Origin of the sequence: Cyclobacterium plantarum (assembly GCF_011290685.1) — a bacterium.
In the GTDB taxonomy this organism is placed as follows: Bacteria; Bacteroidota; Bacteroidia; order Cytophagales; family Cyclobacteriaceae; genus Cyclobacterium; species Cyclobacterium plantarum.
Genome location: NZ_JAANYN010000006.1, coordinates 332,987 through 350,372 on the forward strand (window position 1 = coordinate 332,987; position 17,386 = coordinate 350,372).

The 17,386-nt window shown below is 45.1% G+C and carries 12 protein-coding genes; 2 read left to right on the forward strand and 10 right to left on the reverse strand.

Annotated features, from left to right (window positions below):
• Window positions 1-90: 90 nt before the first annotated feature.
• From cysQ to G9Q97_RS15790, 6 genes are all read right to left on the reverse strand, one after another.
• Entirely contained in the window at window positions 91-849 is a 759-nt protein-coding gene (gene cysQ / locus G9Q97_RS15765) for a 3'(2'),5'-bisphosphate nucleotidase CysQ (RefSeq protein WP_187357729.1), read from the reverse strand.
• Window positions 850-984: 135 nt separating this feature from the next.
• A complete protein-coding gene (locus tag G9Q97_RS15770; protein ID WP_166148477.1) occupies window positions 985-1,356 on the reverse strand; it encodes a four helix bundle protein in 372 nt (123 codons plus the stop codon).
• A gap of 315 nt (window positions 1,357-1,671) precedes the next feature.
• Window positions 1,672-2,931 (reverse strand): sulfate adenylyltransferase subunit CysN, encoded by a 1,260-nt coding sequence (gene cysN / locus G9Q97_RS15775; RefSeq protein WP_166148478.1) that lies wholly within the window; start codon window positions 2,929-2,931, stop codon window positions 1,672-1,674.
• Window positions 2,932-3,737: 806 nt separating this feature from the next.
• Window positions 3,738-4,643 (reverse strand): sulfate adenylyltransferase subunit CysD, encoded by a 906-nt coding sequence (gene cysD / locus G9Q97_RS15780; RefSeq protein WP_166148480.1) that lies wholly within the window; start codon window positions 4,641-4,643, stop codon window positions 3,738-3,740.
• Between the two features lie 2 nt (window positions 4,644-4,645).
• On the reverse strand, window positions 4,646-5,239 hold the full coding sequence (gene cysC, locus G9Q97_RS15785; protein ID WP_166148482.1) for an adenylyl-sulfate kinase: 594 nt from the start codon (window positions 5,237-5,239) through the stop codon (window positions 4,646-4,648).
• Window positions 5,240-5,260: 21 nt separating this feature from the next.
• Entirely contained in the window at window positions 5,261-7,018 is a 1,758-nt protein-coding gene (locus G9Q97_RS15790) for an SLC13 family permease (protein ID WP_166148483.1), read from the reverse strand.
• Window positions 7,019-7,763: 745 nt separating this feature from the next.
• Here G9Q97_RS15790 and G9Q97_RS15795 point away from each other — a divergent pair.
• The gene (locus G9Q97_RS15795; protein ID WP_166148485.1) at window positions 7,764-8,705 is read left to right on the forward strand and encodes a metallophosphoesterase; all 942 of its coding nucleotides are present in this window, start codon (window positions 7,764-7,766) and stop codon (window positions 8,703-8,705) included.
• A gap of 186 nt (window positions 8,706-8,891) precedes the next feature.
• Complete coding sequence (locus G9Q97_RS15800) at window positions 8,892-10,793, forward strand: beta-N-acetylhexosaminidase (protein WP_166148487.1); 1,902 nt, start codon at window positions 8,892-8,894, stop codon at window positions 10,791-10,793.
• Between the two features lie 293 nt (window positions 10,794-11,086).
• Here the strand turns inward: G9Q97_RS15800 and G9Q97_RS15805 are convergent, their stop codons facing one another.
• From G9Q97_RS15805 to scpA, 4 genes are all read right to left on the reverse strand, one after another.
• Window positions 11,087-11,674 (reverse strand): CPBP family intramembrane glutamic endopeptidase, encoded by a 588-nt coding sequence (locus tag G9Q97_RS15805; protein WP_166148489.1) that lies wholly within the window; start codon window positions 11,672-11,674, stop codon window positions 11,087-11,089.
• 71 nt (window positions 11,675-11,745) lie between these two features.
• Window positions 11,746-12,183: an OsmC family peroxiredoxin gene (locus G9Q97_RS15810; RefSeq protein ID WP_166148490.1), complete on the reverse strand. Its 438-nt coding sequence runs from the start codon at window positions 12,181-12,183 to the stop codon at window positions 11,746-11,748.
• A 168-nt stretch (window positions 12,184-12,351) separates the two neighbouring features.
• A complete protein-coding gene (locus G9Q97_RS15815) occupies window positions 12,352-14,226 on the reverse strand; it encodes a TIGR00341 family protein (protein ID WP_166148492.1) in 1,875 nt (624 codons plus the stop codon).
• 9 nt (window positions 14,227-14,235) lie between these two features.
• Entirely contained in the window at window positions 14,236-17,358 is a 3,123-nt protein-coding gene (scpA, locus tag G9Q97_RS25055; RefSeq protein ID WP_187357730.1) for a methylmalonyl-CoA mutase, read from the reverse strand.
• Window positions 17,359-17,386 lie beyond the last annotated feature (28 nt).

The following is a 17,386-nucleotide window of genomic DNA, read 5'->3' on the forward strand; positions in this document are numbered from 1 at the left end:
AGATCAACTGCAGTTTTGGGAAAAAATCGCATAAAAAAAGCCGAACCTGTTAAGGCCCGGCTGCTTTTGGAAAAGGATCCGGATTAAAGTTTATCCCTCACAAATGAAAAAAGGGTTTAATAAGTTTTGTTTATTATACCGCAAAGGCTGATTATTATCGGTTTTTTTTACAGTAAATCCCAGGGCCAGCAAGACCCCATGGGCAGCAGCGGTATCCCATTCCATTGTTGGCGCAAAGCGGGGATAGAGTTGGGCCTTCCCTTCCGCCAGCAGCATGAATTTCAGGGATGATCCCATGCTGATCACTTTTGCATCCGGGTATCGGTCGATTACTTCCTGTGTTTCCGGACTCAGGTGGGAGCGGCTGGCCACGATAGCGCGAACCATTTTGGTCTCAGGTCGCTTCAGCATGCGTGCCTCTTCCTTCCCTTCTTGTTTCCAGGCTCCTTCTTCGGCATTTCCCCAGTACATCCTATCCAATACAGGCGCATACACCACGCCCATCACCGGTGTATCCCGGTGAATCAGCGCAATATTGACGGTGAATTCCCCGTTTTTTTTGATAAACTCCTTCGTGCCATCCAGTGGGTCTACCATCCAGAAATATTCCCAGTTTTTGCGCTCTTCATAGGGAATGGATTTACCTTCTTCGGAAAGTACGGGCAGACCGGTTTCACTTAGGTATTTCATGATCTCCTCATGGGCAGCCTTGTCGGCCAGTGTCAAGGGAGAATCGTCGCTTTTCATCTCAACACCAAAATCGGCAGAATGGTAGATCTTGAGTATTTCCTGCCCGGCTGCTTTGGAGGCCTCGACGGCAAGGATGGTTAATTTTGGTAGGTCGATCATATTTTCTAGTCTATGTATTCAATAAAAAGACTGAGTGAGAGACGAAGGGACTGAGGGACTACTGAGAGAGGAAGGGACTGAGGGACTAAGTGACATCTTTAAGTCTCTACGTATCTAAGGCAACAAGCCCCCACCTCAATACTGCCACTGTTGCGGATTTCTGCCCATGTTTACCAATTTCCCCAAAATACAATCATATTTTTCTGATTTGCGGTCCTTGACTTCTATGCTTATGTATTTACAAGCGCAAGCAAACTTTAACCAGGTCATGGTCTCTGCTGCCTCTCCCTCGCTGTCAATAAGTTTTGCTACAAATGGTTTTGGATACCTTCGCTTCCGGAAACCCTCCGAAATATTGGAGCAAACAGATCGGGAAGACCTTCTAATTTGATCTGTTAAAGAGTATTTTTCTTCTTTCGGAAAACGTTGAGATATTTCAAAAATTTCCATGGCTGCTTCTAACGCCAATTGAAATACCTCTAAATCTTCATGGGACCTGATTTTCATGGATAGGAAATTTGAATCTACTCTCCTTGGATTTGATCTACGACCTATTTGCTTGCATTTTGGCTTTTATCTGGATTCAGCCTGAAAGCTCAATGGATGCTCTTTTCCAGGATAAGTCTGCAGAGGACCAACTCTCATCAGCGTCCATAAATCATCATATCGGCCCTTTATCTCTTTGACTCTTCGTCTCCAAGTCCCTTCGTCCCTTTGTCTCTTCGTCCCTTCGTCTCCCTCTCACTCCGTCTCCAGGTCCCTTCGTCCCTAAGTCACTTCGTCTCCCCATCCCTCAGTCCCTAAGTCTCATCGTCCATCCAACTAAATCACCATCCCCGCAGCGACGGTTTCGTTGGTATTGGGGTCGATAAGGATGATAGAACCAGTTTGGCGGTTTCGCCGGTAGGCATCCATAAACAAAGGTTGAGCGGTACGCAGACTGATGCGGGCAATGTCATTCATGCCGATTTCCTGCACCCCTTCTTCCCGGTGAAGTGTGTTGACATCCACCCGATAAAGGATCTCTTTTACCATTGCCTGACACTCTTTGGTGGTATGTTTTATCAGTAATTTGGTTCTCCCTGCCAGCTTTTGCTGACTCATCCAGCATACCATTACATCCAGATCCTGAGCCACATTTGGTACATTGTTAGGCCTTACGAGCATGTCCCCCCTGCTGATATCCAATTCATCCTCCAGGGTCATGGTCACCGACATGGGTGAAAAGGCCTCGGCAATAGCTTGCCCGTTGAGCTCTATGCTTTTGATTTTGGAAGTGAAGCCGGTAGGCAATACCTTCACATCGTCCCCGGGTTTAAATATCCCTCCTTCTATCCTTCCGGCATAACCTCTGAAGTCCTGATGCTCGTGGGTATGGGGCCGGATGACCATTTGGACAGGAAAACGACAATCAATGTGGTTCAGGTCGGAGGCGATGTGAACATTTTCCAGCAGGTACAACAGGGTAGGCCCCTCGTACCAATCCATATTTTTGGACCTGTCCACCACATTGTCTCCCTTTAGAGCGGAAATAGGCACAAAATGTACGTCTTTGATTTCCATTTTGCTGGCAAAGTCTTTGTAATCCTTGATGATTTTTTCGAAGACCGCTTCATCATAATCCACCAGATCCATTTTATTGACACAGACGATCACATGAGGTATTTTCAGGAGAGAAGCGATAAAGGAATGCCGGTAGGTTTGTTCCAGCAAGCCCTTTCTGGCATCAATCAGAATAATGGCCAGGTTAGCAGTAGAAGCCCCTGTCACCATGTTTCTGGTATACTGAATGTGACCAGGAGTGTCGGCAATGATAAATTTTCGCTTGGGAGTGGCAAAATACCTGTAAGCCACGTCGATGGTTATGCCCTGTTCCCTTTCTGACTTGAGGCCATCGGTTAGCAGGGAAAGGTCTACATAGTCAAACCCTTTTTTTTCACTGGAGGTTTTTACGGCGGCTATCTGGTCTTCAAAAATAGATTTGGAATCGAATAACAACCTCCCAATTAGGGTGCTTTTCCCATCATCCACAGACCCTGCCGTGGTAAATCTCAACAATTGATTGGTTTCTTGTATACTCATGCTCTTTTTATATTTCTAAAATCAGTCTAATATTTATTTAGTCACAAAGGACACCAAGAACCACAGAGGACACAAAGGATAAGGGTTAAAGTGATAGGTAACTGCCAGGCTGTTCAACCGGTCTGTCTGGCAGTTGGGCTGGCGGTGATATCAACCTTAGTAGTTAAGGGTTAATCAATCGTACCATTGTACCATCAAATCATCACATCATGCCTTCGGCTCCGCTCAGGGACCGGAACTAGTTTAGCCTTTTTCCAGCTCCTGTTCACATCGTCTTTAAGTCCCTTCGTCTCTAAGTCCCTTTGTCTCTTTGTCTCTAATTCTCTTTGTCTCTCCGTCCCTTCGTCCCTATGTCTCTTCGCCTCCCTCTCTCTAAGTCCCTTCGTCTCAAAGTCTCCCTCTCTCTAAGTCTCAAATCCCCTTCGGTACTTCCACTGTTATGGATTTTTTACAATTCATACTACCGAATAAAGGAAAATATGACGCTCCTTTAGAGCTAAACCAAAATATGCACAATTTTCGATGGGCTTCACCCATCGCTGGGAGCTCCCGCCCCTTCAGGGCTCAAGTTAGATATGATATTCAGAATGCATATCTTCGCATCATAAAACGCTGCTCTTTTTCAAATTAAGTCTACAATTGACCAACTCTCCTCAGCGTCCATTAATCATCATATCGGCCATCTTTCTTTGTATCTCTCAGTCTACCCCCCAGTCCCTAAGTCTCTTCGTCCCTTCGTCCCTAAGTCTCCTCTTCGTGTCCTCTGCGACCTTTCTTTTTTTTGTTCGCTCACTCTCCCTTATTCTCTAGAAATACCCGCTTTTCTTCCTGTCTTCCATGGCGGTTTCGCCTCTTTTGTCATCGGCTCGGGTGCCTCTCTCTGTGGTTCGGGTGGTGGCTACTTCGGCAATGATCTTGTCAAGGTCGTCGGCATCTGATTCCACCGCTCCCGTGATGGGCATGTCTCCACAGGTTCGGTACCGGACCGTCATGGTTTTGACTTCTTCTTCCGGCTTCAGCTGGATAAACTCCGACTTGGCCAGGATCACCCCATCTCTTACCACACATTCCCTTTGGTGGGAAAAGTACAGGGACGGCAAATCGATATTTTGGTTTTGAATGTACTGCCAGACATCCATCTCCGTCCAATTAGAAATAGGGAATATCCTGAAATGTTCTCCCAAATGCTTTTTGCCGTTGAACAGGTTCCAAAGCTCGGGTCTTTGGTTTTTAGGATCCCATTGTCCAAATTCGTCCCTATGTGAGAAAAAGCGTTCTTTTGCCCGGGCCTTTTCCTCGTCTCTTCTGGCACCACCCATAGCGGCGTCAATTTTGAATTTTTCCAATGTATCCAGCAGTGTTACCGTTTGCAGGGCATTACGGCTAGCATTTACACCAGTTTCCTCCCTTACTTTTCCTTCATTGATACTTTGCTGTACCGAGCCAACGATAAGTTGTACGCCCAGCTTATTGACCAGGTCGTCCCTGAAAGCAATGGTTTCCGGAAAATTGTGGCCTGTATCGATATGGATCAGGGGAAAGGGGATTCTGGAAGGATAAAATGCTTTTTTGGACAGATGGGCCAGTACAATGCTGTCCTTACCACCTGAAAACAAAAGTGCAGGCTTTTCAAATTGGGAGACCACCTCCCGGATAACAAAAATTGCCTCTGCCTCCAGTTCCTCCAAATGGGATAAATAATATTGCGCCATAACTATATTTTAATTTTTTTCTCTAATTCATTCATTAATTGTTCCACAGCTTTCTCCGGAGATACTTCTGCTGTTTTGATCACCAAAAAAGGGGATTCAGGAGCTTCATAAGGGGAATCAATGCCTGTAAAATCCTTGATCAAACCTTGCCTGGCTTTTTGATACAGGCCTTTTACATCCCTTTCTTCACAGACTTCCAGCGGACAATCTACATGGATTTCCAGAAAACGATCAGTGCCTACCAGATCCCGTATCATCTCTCTGTCGGAAATATAGGGAGAAATGAATGCCGATAAGACAATCAGTCCGGCATCCATCATCAACTGGCTTACAGCGGCTATTCTGCGGATATTTTCAATACGGTCTGATTTACTGAAACTCAGGTCCTTGTTCAGTCCGCAGCGGATATTGTCCCCATCCAGCAAATAGGTATGGTAACCCCTTTTGTGCAAAGCCTGTTCTGTGGCATTGGCCAGGGTGGACTTACCAGAACCCGACAGGCCGGTAAACCAAACCAGTTTGGCCTGTTGCCCCAGAGCTTGCTGCCGCAGTTCGCGTGTAATTTTAAATTCTGAGGGATGTATGTTTTCCTGCATTTGACCTATTCTGAATAAAACTTACAAATAATACCATTGGATAAACAACAGTACCACGGTACTATAAATCAGGGTTAGGGGAAAACCTATTTTAAAGTAATCCTTAAACTTGTAATTGCCCGGTCCCATGACCATCAGATTCGTTTGATAGCCTATGGGGGTCATAAAGTCTCCAGATGCCCCAAAGGCGATGGCCACAAAGAAGGGGGCCAAGGGTTGCTCCAGCTGGTTACCCAGCTCCATGGCAATCGGAAACATAATAGAGACTGCAGCCGCATTGGTGATCAGGCTGGTCAGTACCAGCGTCATGACAAACAACAGGACCAAAGCCAGCATCACCGCCGTCCCATCGGTCAGGTAAAGCAATCCATTGACCAGTTGGTTGGCGGCTCCGGAATTGTTCAAAGCTACTCCCAAAGAAAGAGAACAGACCAGGATCAACAAAAGGTCCAGGTCTACTGCCTTCCTTAAAGTCTGCAAATTTAACACTTTAAATATATACAGGGTAAGGATTCCTGCAAAAGCTGCCATAAAAAGATCCAACCAGCCGATAATCCCGGTGAACAATATGAACAATGCCATCAGGGAAGGCAATCTTTTGAAGGTGCCCCTGTCCTGGCTGATCTCTCCTCTAAGGGTGATAATGATCAAGTCTTTCAAATAATCGTTCCTGTTATCTTCCTTACCAGTTAGCATCAAAAAAAGATCTCCCGCCTGCACCTTCGTTTCGCCAATGTTTCCTTTCAGCTGCGTACCATTTCTGTGAATGGAAATAATCGAAGCCTGATAGCGGTTTCGGAAATCGCTGTCCTTGATCTTTTCCCCTATCAAGGCAGAAGAGGCCGGCACCACGGCTTCGGTCAATTGGAAGAAGCCATAGTTGGACACATAACCGTCTTCCGGAAGGCTAAGTCCATTTTCTTCCTGAATCAACTTGAGAATGGCTTCAGAATTACCGGTAAAGAAAAGCTTGTCTCCTTCCTGCAAAATTTCATTGGGTCCTACCGGTGATATTTCCAGACTTCCCCTTTTTATTTCTGCAAGAAAAATTTCTTTCAATTTCCTGAGCCCTGCTTCTTTGACCGATTTGCCATGCATTTTCGATCCTTTGGGCAGGTAGGTTTCCACCAGGTATTCATTCAGGTGATCAATGATCTCACTTTTGTTTTCCTCTCTGGTTGGTAAAAGGCGGGAAGAAGCCATGCTCAGATAGCTGATCCCGAAGAAAGTAACCAATAAACCCAGGTAAAGGAAATCTTCAAAACCCAATAAGGGCAGACCATACTGACTGATCAGCCCATTCAACACCAGGTTGGTAGAGGTTCCTACCACAGTAATCATTCCTCCCAAAATGGTGGAAAAGGAAAGAGGTATCAGAAATTTTGATGCAGGATAATTGTTGGTTTTGGTCCACTCCTTGACATAAGGAATCATAAAGGCTACCACCGGAGTGTTGTTCAATACAGCAGACAGGCTTCCCACCAGAAGCATCAGGCGTATCCGAAAAATACCAGGCTTCAATTTTTGGCTGAAAAGTCTGAAGAAAAAGCCCGTACCGATATTTTTTTGAATTCCTGCCGTGAGTCCGATCAGCAAAAATATCACAATGATCTGTTTGTTGGCCAGGCCCATCAAAAATTCCTCGGGACTGATGATCTGCAGAAGGAGCAATAAAAAAACTGCACCCAAAAATGCAAAAGATGGTCTTAGCAAGTCTTTGTATAGTACAAAAACCAATATTGCTACAACGAGTAAGGTAATCAGGCTGGGAGAAAACATCAAAAGGTTAATGGAGTCAGGCACAGCTTCGCCAGGTAAGTCCCTGTATTGAACTGAACATTATTGATTACAATAAAAAATGCAGCATATGCCCCTGAACAAAAAAAGGACAGTTTAGCTGCAAAATTTAAACGCATAATTTTATCAAATTTAAAACCTATTTTCCAAAAGCTGAAAGTTTATATACCGACACTTTAGAAGATTAGCAATTGGAATATAAAAGTAGCAGGGTAGTAATTTAATTCAAAATTTTCCAAAGAATTTAAAAGGAGCGTTCAGCCAATCACAAAAGAATTCCTCCCGATAGTTCCCGGTAAAATTTTTCCCATCTTCCAAAAATTCAGTTCATCTGCATTTTTCATTTTAAAAACCAAGTATTAATTTGATTTTTCTTAAATCACTTCATTCCCCTTCTTCCATCTAACTAATAAGTGGAAGGGGCTGGTAAAGTAAAACCAGACAAAATGCTTCTATTAAATGGCTAAAAACGACTGTTAAAACAATAAAGTCCTTAATCTAAGCCAAATGATTTTATTAACTTTGCTGTTTATAGGAAACATACCTAAATTTTACTGATTGAATTTGAAAGCCAAAAGGAAGTTTTGAGTTTGAAAATTTCTTGCTGTGAAAAATTAACAAAAATAAGTCGGTGACAAAAACAGCATTCAGCATGAATTTTGCCTCCGATATCTGATTTTAAATGTAAGGTAAAAATGGAAACCAATTTTTTATCAATCAGGAAAACATGAGCTACCGATTTGTTTTCATTTTAATTACAGGCACCTGCCTGATTTCCTGCTTTCCACAAGATAATAAAAAGGTCACCTTTATGGCCATTGGTGATGTCCCATACCACCTCCCTGAGGATTTTCAACGTTTTGAACGCCTGATCCTGTCAATAAATACCACAGCAGCCGACTTCACGCTTCATGTTGGCGATATTAAATCCGGAAGCACCCCTTGTACGGACGAATATTTTGAAAGGATTAAAGGCTATTTCAATAACTTTAGGCAGCCTTTGATTTATACACCGGGAGACAATGAATGGACGGATTGCCACAGGGAAGCCTGTGGTGGTTTTGATCCGGAAGAACGATTGGATAAACTGCGACAGGTTTTTTATTCAGAAGATCAAAGTCAGGGCAAAAACCCCATGCCCCTGGAAAGACAAAATAGTTGGGAGGGATTTGAAAAATTCCCTGAAAATGCCCGCTGGCAAATGTCTGGGTTGACCTTTGGGACCTTTCATGTCACCGGATCCAACAATAACTTTAAACTAGATTCGGCTGCTCTGAATGATGAATTTTTTGAGCGGGAACTTGCGAATAATTTCTGGTTGAAGCAACTTTTTGAACAGGCAAAAACAGCAGGTAGCCGGGGCCTCGTACTAGTGCTGCATGCGGGCTTGAATTACAATAGCAAGGATGAGCGCAACGGTCATGCCAGTTTTGTGCAATTGCTGCGGGAAAGCGTGATGGCATTTGGAAAGCCTGTGCTGCTCCTTTACGGAGACCACCACCGCTTTATGGTAGACAAGCCCTTGCGTGATAATACCGGAAAAACACTGACAAATTTCACTGCTGTTCAGGTTTTTGGCGACCGGGACATGCATGCGGTAAAGGTGACCGTAGCTCCTGAAAATCCAAACTTATTTCTTATAGACCCTTTTTATGTAGCAGGGAATTGAAGGCTTAGAATTATTGACCCGTAATTTCATTAAAAAATTACCGATTTCCCCCTTACAATTGTCTGAAAATTCATCATTTTTATATTTATTTTTTTTAATTACATTTGATGGTTAATAAAAAATTTTAACAAACTTACATTTAATAATCTGCTAACCTGGTTTTTAACCTGATAAAAAAAAAGATTCATGAATAGAAAGCTTTTGCTAACAGGCGTATTGGTTTTAATGTGTGCAATAACCCTTCCCGCCCAAAACATCAGCATTGTTCCCCAGCCCAAAACCATTCGGATGGGAGAAGGTCATTGGGTATTACAGCCAGGGACGGCGCTGCTGGCTACTACTTCAGATGCGAGAAAATCCGCTGCCATTTTTAACGAAATGCTGGAAGCAAAAACTGGTTTCCAGCTGAATATCCTGCAGTATTCCCCTGGCGAAGGGCCAGTCATTCATTTGGAAGAAAATTTGGTGGATGGACAGGAAGAAGCTTATTACCTGAATATCGGCGATGGTGGGGTGCACATAAAAGGTTCAGGCAAAGGTTTGTTTTACGGTTTGCAATCGCTGATTCAACTACTGGAAGTAAGGGAATCAGCAGTAGTCTTGCCCCAGCTGGAAATTTCAGATGCCCCGGCTTTTGGCTACAGGGGTATCATGCTGGACGTTTCACGGCATTTTTTCAGCAGCCAACAGATCAAGAAAATACTGGACCTGATGGCGCAGCTGAAGTTCAACACCATGCACTGGCATTTGACAGATGATCAGGGCTGGCGGCTTGAAATCAAAAAATACCCCAAACTTACCACCATCGGTGCCTGGAGGGATTCTACCATTATCGGGCAATATTACGATTTCCAACCCTTCATTTATGATGGCATGCCCCATGGTGGCTATTACAGCCAGGAGGAGGCCAGGGCCATCGTACAATATGCCGCTGACAGGAAGATTACGATTATCCCGGAAATAGAACTACCCGGACACAGCTCTGCAGTCCTGGCTGCCTATCCTGAACTGGGAAGCTTTGATGTCAACCGGGATGAAGGTAAAGGTACCATTGCTGCTCTCAATGATAAGGGCGAGCCTTTGGACAATGATATCAGCAGTCAGGTACCTGGGTATTGGGGAGTCCATTACAATATTTATGGGCCTACCCCTGAAGCTTATCAATTTCTTGAGGATGTACTGAGCGAAGTAATGGAAATCTTTCCCGGGGAATACATCCATATAGGAGGTGACGAAGTACCCAAAGACCATTGGCAAACCTCAGCCATCGCTCAAAAAGTCATAAAAAAAGAAAAGTTGGCAGATGAACATGAGCTGCAAAGCTTTTTTATCCGCAGAATCGAGCAGTTTTTAAACAAAAATGGCCGTAAATTAATTGGCTGGGATGAAATACTGGAAGGTGGATTGGCACCTAATGCCACGGTCATGAGTTGGAGAGGGGAAAAAGGAGGCATTGCCGCAGCGAAAATGGGGCACGATGTTATCATGACCCCAAACAGCCACATGTATTTTGATCATTACCAGGCAGAAGATAAAACTACAGAACCCCTTGCCATCGGTGGCTTTTTACCCCTCGAAAAAGTTTACGGATACAATCCTGTTCCTGAGGCCCTGACCACTGAAGAAGGAAAACATGTATTGGGGGTACAAGCCAACCTTTGGACCGAGTACCTGGCTACCAATAACAAAATGGAATATTACCTTTTCCCCCGGGCCCTAGCCCTGGCCGAAGTGGCCTGGAAGCCAAAAGATGAAAAAAATTACCAGTCCTTTATCGAGGACCGCTTACCCTACAGGTTGCTTGATTTTGAGGAAAACGGGGTGTTTTTCCGGATTCCGGAAGCGGATGTGGAAATCAGTATAGATTCCGAAAGCGGAAGACATAAAGTGGAAATTCAGCCTTTGGTAGCCGGGGCCAGGGTGTATTATACCCTGGACGGTCACAAGGCAGATCAGACTGGTTCGCTGTATGCAGGACCAATTTTAACTCCTATTCCCGGGGAAGGACAGGGGCCATTGACCCTAAGGTATGTGACTGTCACTCCTGGTGGCAGAAGCAGTAATGAATTCCAGGTGTTGATTGAGTAAAAAAGTCAGTTCGAACGGATCAAAGCTCTTTTCAACTGTCAATAAAATAGGTCATGACATGCCCCGTACCCGTAGGTAGGGTAGTTTGACCTAAATTCGGGAGAATCGCACACCTATCTGCGGGTAGGTCGGTGTTTTTTTATCATCCATCCTTTTGTTAGCTGCGAAAGCCCGATTTAAGTTTTCCTAAGCCCCGGCTGTCCAGGTCGGGGCTTTTCGTTTGGGAGATTAAATTAAGGGGATCAAGTCTGCCGAATTGGTGGAGGAAAAATAAAATTCCAAAGACTTCACCATCAGGTTTTAGAATTGAAATTCTCCCATACTTTCTCAGTTGAATTATTCCCCTTAGTCATCCAGAACAACAATACTGCATCAAACACGGCATGGGCAGTCATGGGCGCTATAATCCCTGCCTCTTCATATAAAAAGCCAAAAAAAGCAATCAGTCCTACCATAAGCAGTCCGTAAACACTGATGCGCCAATTGAAAGGGTTCAGATAACCATGAATGAGTACAAACACCACAGCTGTAGGCCATAATCCCAGCAAGGGTTGTAATCCGGCACGAAAAAACATTTCTTCACCTACCCCTGCACAGATCGAAATAAATACAATCCCTTTGCCCGACCATGACCAGTGGTTGATCAATACTCGGTATCGGATTTTTTCCGTCTCAAAAAAAGGTTGCAGGATAAGCCATTTAGACAAATGTGCTCCAAGAAAACCCGTCAAACCGCCCAGGAGAAACTGGGCCGGTAAATACCAATGTCCAGTCCATAGCTCGGCCATGGATTGCTCCTGAAAAAAATATACCAGCACCATGCCGGCAAGGCCAAAACCCAGGAGGGTAATCCAGCCCAAAAGCCACATTTTTCTATTCATGTTTGAAATTAAACAGAAAAAGTGCCGGAAAGGACTTTCCGGCACTTTAGCAACAAATAAAAAGCCTAGTATTAAGCGTTAAACGTGATCTTTAAAGTAATCGGCACAGCACTTAAAGCTTTACTTACCGGACAGTTTTCCTTGGCTGCCTCAGCCAGTTCCTTGAATTGGGCTTCATTCATTCCAGATACCTTTCCCTTTAGATCCAGCAAAATCCCGGTAATGGAAAAACCGGCATCACCTTTTTCCAAAGTAACAGTAGCCGTAGTGTTCAATTCGTCAGCTTTTAAATCTTTACCAGCTATTTGAAAACTCAGGGCCATATTGAAACAACCCGCATGGGCGGCGGCAATCATTTCCTCAGGGTTGGTTCCCTGAGTGCCATCTTCATTTTCAAACCTGGTTTTAGCACTATATGGAGAATTATCAAAAAAACCACTAGGAGAAGACAAAGATCCACTGCCTTCCAATCCTGTTCCTTTCCAGATTGCTGTTGCTTTTCTTTTCATTTTTTTTGTTTTGTTGATTTGTTAATTGAGTAAAACTGCTTCAAGGTATCAATAATCTGTCAAAATAACTAAAGCTGCTTCTATCAGGATTAAAGTCCCAAAAGCCTATGGTGGTGTCTACCTAAATTTATTACACCTGATTTTGGCTCATGGATAGATGAATCAGGATTAAAATACTTTTATACCCATGGTGACTTCCAGTTCCACTTCTTCCCCCAGCATTTCTTCAATTTCATGCTTTATCGATTTCAGCCTTTTTTCATCCAGATTGCCTTCAGTAACAATCTTCACGGCCAGCCTGACAGGATTTATTCCTCGGACCGTAATGTCCCTCAGGGTAGCGCCCTCCACCTGATATCCATCCAGTTTGGAAATCACATCATTTTCCCGGACCATATCCATGAATCCGAAAAACAAAGGCAAACTAACAACGCCTACCACAATAAGGGAGTAAGCAATGCCCTTTCTGGCCAGTCTAAATGGGCTGAATCCCAAAAACAGAAATGTCAAAGCCGCCGCCATGACCATACCGGCAAGGTTGGTCAATAACAGAAGCAATGCTCCCTGAAAAATGCTCCAATCCATCCAACCCAAGCCAATTCCGGAAACGGCAAGCGGCGGTACCAGGGCAACGGCTATGGCCACTCCCGCCAGGGTTTTGGCGATCTCCTCTTTGGCACTTGCATAAGCTCCTGCTACGCCCGACCCCACCGCTATACCCAAATCCAATAAATTGGGTCTTACCCTGGCCATGATTTCCTCATTGGAAATATTCAAAGGGGTTAACCAGGTAATCAACATGGCGCAGAGGTATCCCAATAGCATGCCCCAACCAATGGCTTTGGCACTGTTGAGGATCAGGTTTTTGTCCTGGCGCAATACACCCATCGAGAGCGAAATAATGGGAGCCATAAGGGGGGCAAGTATCATGGCTCCGATAATTACCGGAGATGAGTTGCCAAATAAACCCAAAGTAGCAATAAATGTAGACAACACCATCAAAACCAGGTAGCTATTGCTTGTCCGGGCACTGGATCGTAAGCTGGAAAAAAGCTCCTTGAATTCCTCAGTGGAAGCATGGTGGATCAGGGGAAGTTTACGTTTCAGCAATTCATCCCTTACCTCTCCCCTGGGCAATACCTTAACCTTGAAAACATCCTCCTCGGAAACATTGCCCTCCATATCTAAATGCCTCCCTGGCAGCATTTTTAATGCTTTAGGACTTACCTTTAATTCCAGTTTTTTTGCAGTTAATAATATACCATCCTGTGAATATTCTATCGCATCTTCGCTGCATATGGAAAGTGCCGAAGTTTTGATATGGGCTGCAAAAGGAGGAAGACCAGACTTCCCACTCTTGCGAAAAAAGCTATCCAATCCAAACCAGAGCAGGCCAGAAATACTCTTGGGTGCCAGAATCATGGCATGCATTTTCCCGTCATTGATATAGGAATCCTCCAAAACCTTTCTGCTGAGGAGGTTGCTTTTGCCATGTTGCACAATCACCATACCTATAGCAGCCGTATCCAACTTCTCCTTGTCTTGCGCTTCCAAAATGTACCTGTGGGATTTTACGACCCAGAATAACTTGAAAAAATAACTGAGCTTTTTCCAAAATCTCTCCCAGCCGTTTTTGGCCACCGAGGTGCTCATCAGGCTCAGGGATTCTCCTATGATCACCGTATTGAAAACGGGTATGTCATTTACGGTAAGCAAATCCACATTTCTGATTTCTCCGGCCTCCAACACCATCTCCAGACAGTCTTCCAGGTCATTGTCGACCCCAAAGCCCTGCCTGCCATGAACCAGTTTGGGATGGGGCAGCAGGGCAATGCGCCATTCATGTTTCAAGGCTATAGGCAACAATTCCTTCAACTGTTCGTCCGAGAGGTAGGCAACGACAAAGTCATCCTTCCCTAATTCCACAGTCAATTCGGTATTGAAAGGCAGCTTGAGTTTCAAATCTGCACCCAATTTGGGGACTATGACTTCATCTACCAATTCTTCCTCCTCGGGATCATACAATAGGATAATGCTTATCATGCTAAATGTCTATTTCATTAACGCAACCAAAAGTTTGATTGCCGCTTCGGCCAATGGGGTTCCAGGGCCAAAAATAGCCAAAACCCCTTTCTCGTAAAGGAAATCATGGTCCTGGTCGGGTATGACCCCTCCCGCCACGACAGCAATATCCGCTCTGCCTTCCACTTTTAAAGCGTCTATTAAACCTGGAAGAAGACTTTTGTGGCCACCAGCCAGGGAGGACACCCCTACCACATGTACATCATTTTCCATGGCTTGCCGGGCCACTTCCTCTGGGGTCTGAAACAGCGGACCTACGTCTACATCAAAACCCAGATCTGCGAAGCCACTGGCGATGACATGGGCTCCCCTGTCGTGTCCGTCCTGCCCGATTTTAGCCACCAGTATTCTGGGCCTCCTACCCTCCAGCCGGGCAAATTCATCCGACTTTTTCAGGGCTTCCTTTACTTTGATATTGTCCTTCATACCTTTTAAATAAGTTCCACTCACAGTTTGGTGTACCGCTTTGTAGCGGCCATAAACCCTTTCCATGGCCTGGGAAATTTCTCCAAGGGTGGCCCTTTCTCTGGCAGCCATTATGGCCAGTTCCAAAAGGTTTCCGTTGTTTTTTTCTGCTGCTTCCGAAATGGCCTGAAGGTTTTTTGAAACGGCCAACTCATCCCTTTCGGATTTTACGGCTTGAATTTTTGCTAGCTGAGCGGTTCTAACCTGCTCATTATCTACTTCCAGTATTTCAAAATCGTAAGGCTGACTTTCTCCTTGTTGCCGGTTTATCCCTATAATGATTTCAGTTCCACTATCAATTTTGGCCTGTTTCCGGGCTGCAGCCGCCTCTATTCTTAACTTTGGGATACCTTTCTTAAGGGCAGCTACCATCCCGCCATGTCCTTCTATTTCTTCCAGGTGGGCTCTGGCTTTTTCCACCAGGTGGTGGGTCTGGGATTCCAACTCCACAGATCCACCCATTGCATCCACCACCTGGTTCAGGTCGGTTTCCTGCTGCAGGTAGAGTTGGGTATCGCGGGCAATTTTGGCAGAGGTGGGACTTGGCAGGGCGATGGCCTCATCAAATGCATTGGTATGCAGGGATTGGGTATGACCCAGAACAGCGGATATAGCTTCAATAGTGGTCCTGCAAATGTTATTGTAGGGATCTTGCCGGGTCAACGACCATCCCGAGGTCTGGCAGTGGGCCCGCAACATAAGAGATTTTGGATTTTTAGGTTGGAATTGTTGCATGAGTTCTGCCCAGAGCAACCTACCTGCCCTGAGCTTGGCCATTTCTTCCCAGTGATTCATCCCAATGGCCCAAAAAAAAGAAAGCCGGGGCGCAAATTCATCAACCGAAAGTCCCATTTCCAGGCCTTTCCTGACATAGGCCAGGCCGTCTGCCAGTGTATAGGCCAACTCCAGATCGGCTGTAGCACCTGCTTCATGCATGTGGTAGCCTGAGATAGAAATGGAGTTGAACCGGGGCATGAATTTTGAAAGGTATACAAAGATATCTCCTACTATCCGCATGGAAGGTTCGGGGGGATAAATATAGGTATTCCTCACCATAAACTCCTTGAGGATATCATTTTGAATGGTCCCGGTCAGGGCTTCTAATGGTACTCCCTGTTCCTCGGCTGTGACCACAAAGAAAGCCAGTATAGGGATCACAGCTCCGTTCATGGTCATGGAAACAGAAACTTTATCCAGAGGTATGCCCTCAAAAAGGCATTTCATATCTGCTACACTGGAAATGGCCACACCGGCTTTACCCACATCCCCGATCACTCTGGGATGATCGGCATCGTAACCCCGGTGAGTAGGCAGGTCAAAGGCCACTGAAAGACCCTTTTGCCCGGCCTGCAGGTTTTTTTTATAAAATGCATTAGACTCCCCGGCAGTGGAAAACCCTGCATATTGCCGAATGGTCCAGGGTCTCTTGAGGTACATGCTCGCATAGGGTCCCCGGAGATAGGGGGGCTCCCCTGCCCCGAAACCGGTATGAGGAAAATCCGGTAATCTCTCCCTATGCTTATTTTTTTTATGACAGTGCATCTGTATTTCCGGGAACAAGGCAAGGATTTGCCGGTCAGTTTCCGCCATTATCACTGCCTTTAATTTTTCCAGAAAATAACTGCCCCTCCAGCTACTATCCGGGTTCTGCAACCGGGCTTCTTCCTCCAAGATCAGTCCAATATTGAAGGAAGTTTGCAAGACCTGCCTGGTCGGTGGTTGCCCCCTTTCGCTGAATGGCTTTATCCACAGGGCCGTTACAGGTGCCAGCATTGCCGCCCAGGACCGGGCCGTTTGCTGAATATAGGATTCCAGGGAGCTGGTTTTGTCTGTGTCCACAATGGCAATTACCGGTAATGGGCAAGAGCTGGTTTCCGGAAAAAGATTCTCGTAAAAACGGGAAAAACTACTGCTTACTGCACTGATCCTCGCCACTTCATAGAGTAGGCTGTCCCCTACCTCACAAACCCATAAAATATTGTCCCATATTGCCTTTGCCAATTCTGCTGAAGGTTGAACATTTAAAACATCCATCCAATTTCGGCAGTGGTCAAAAAGCTGACCATTTTTTCCGGTTACTGCCGGATCCCTAAAGCCCAAAACTTTAAAATGAGGATATTCAGCAGCCATTTTCAAGTATTTCCAACGCTTTTGGGGGTTGGAAGAGAAATCCTCGAATCCATTCAATAGCACCCCTCCCTTCAGCAAGTCAGGATTGGCACCTCTCTCCCGGTACCAGGCAAGAAATTGTTGCAAAACGGCAACAGGATCTCCTACAGGCTTCACATAAAAATGAATGGCCTCTGGAATTACTTTTTCCAGTCGAATCTGAAGATTTTCCTCTCCGGTAAGCTCCAAAAGAATGCCATTTGCCCCCAGCTCAAATGCCTGATGAATGGCTTTTGCAGCCTGAAGATCATCCGGATTATCTACCGCTACCAGGGAATGGGTACTTTCAAAAACAGCCTTCGTCTCCCGCCCTTGAAGAGATCGTTCCTCAGGAGAATAATAAGGATCTAAACTTCCTCCATGAGGAAGTTTATACCTGATTTCCTCAGGAGATAAGCCTTCCTTTTCCACTGTGGATTTCCAGTTGGTTTTATTGGTTTTTGGAAAGGAGTATGCCATAGGGGATAAAAATGTCCATCAGGCGTCC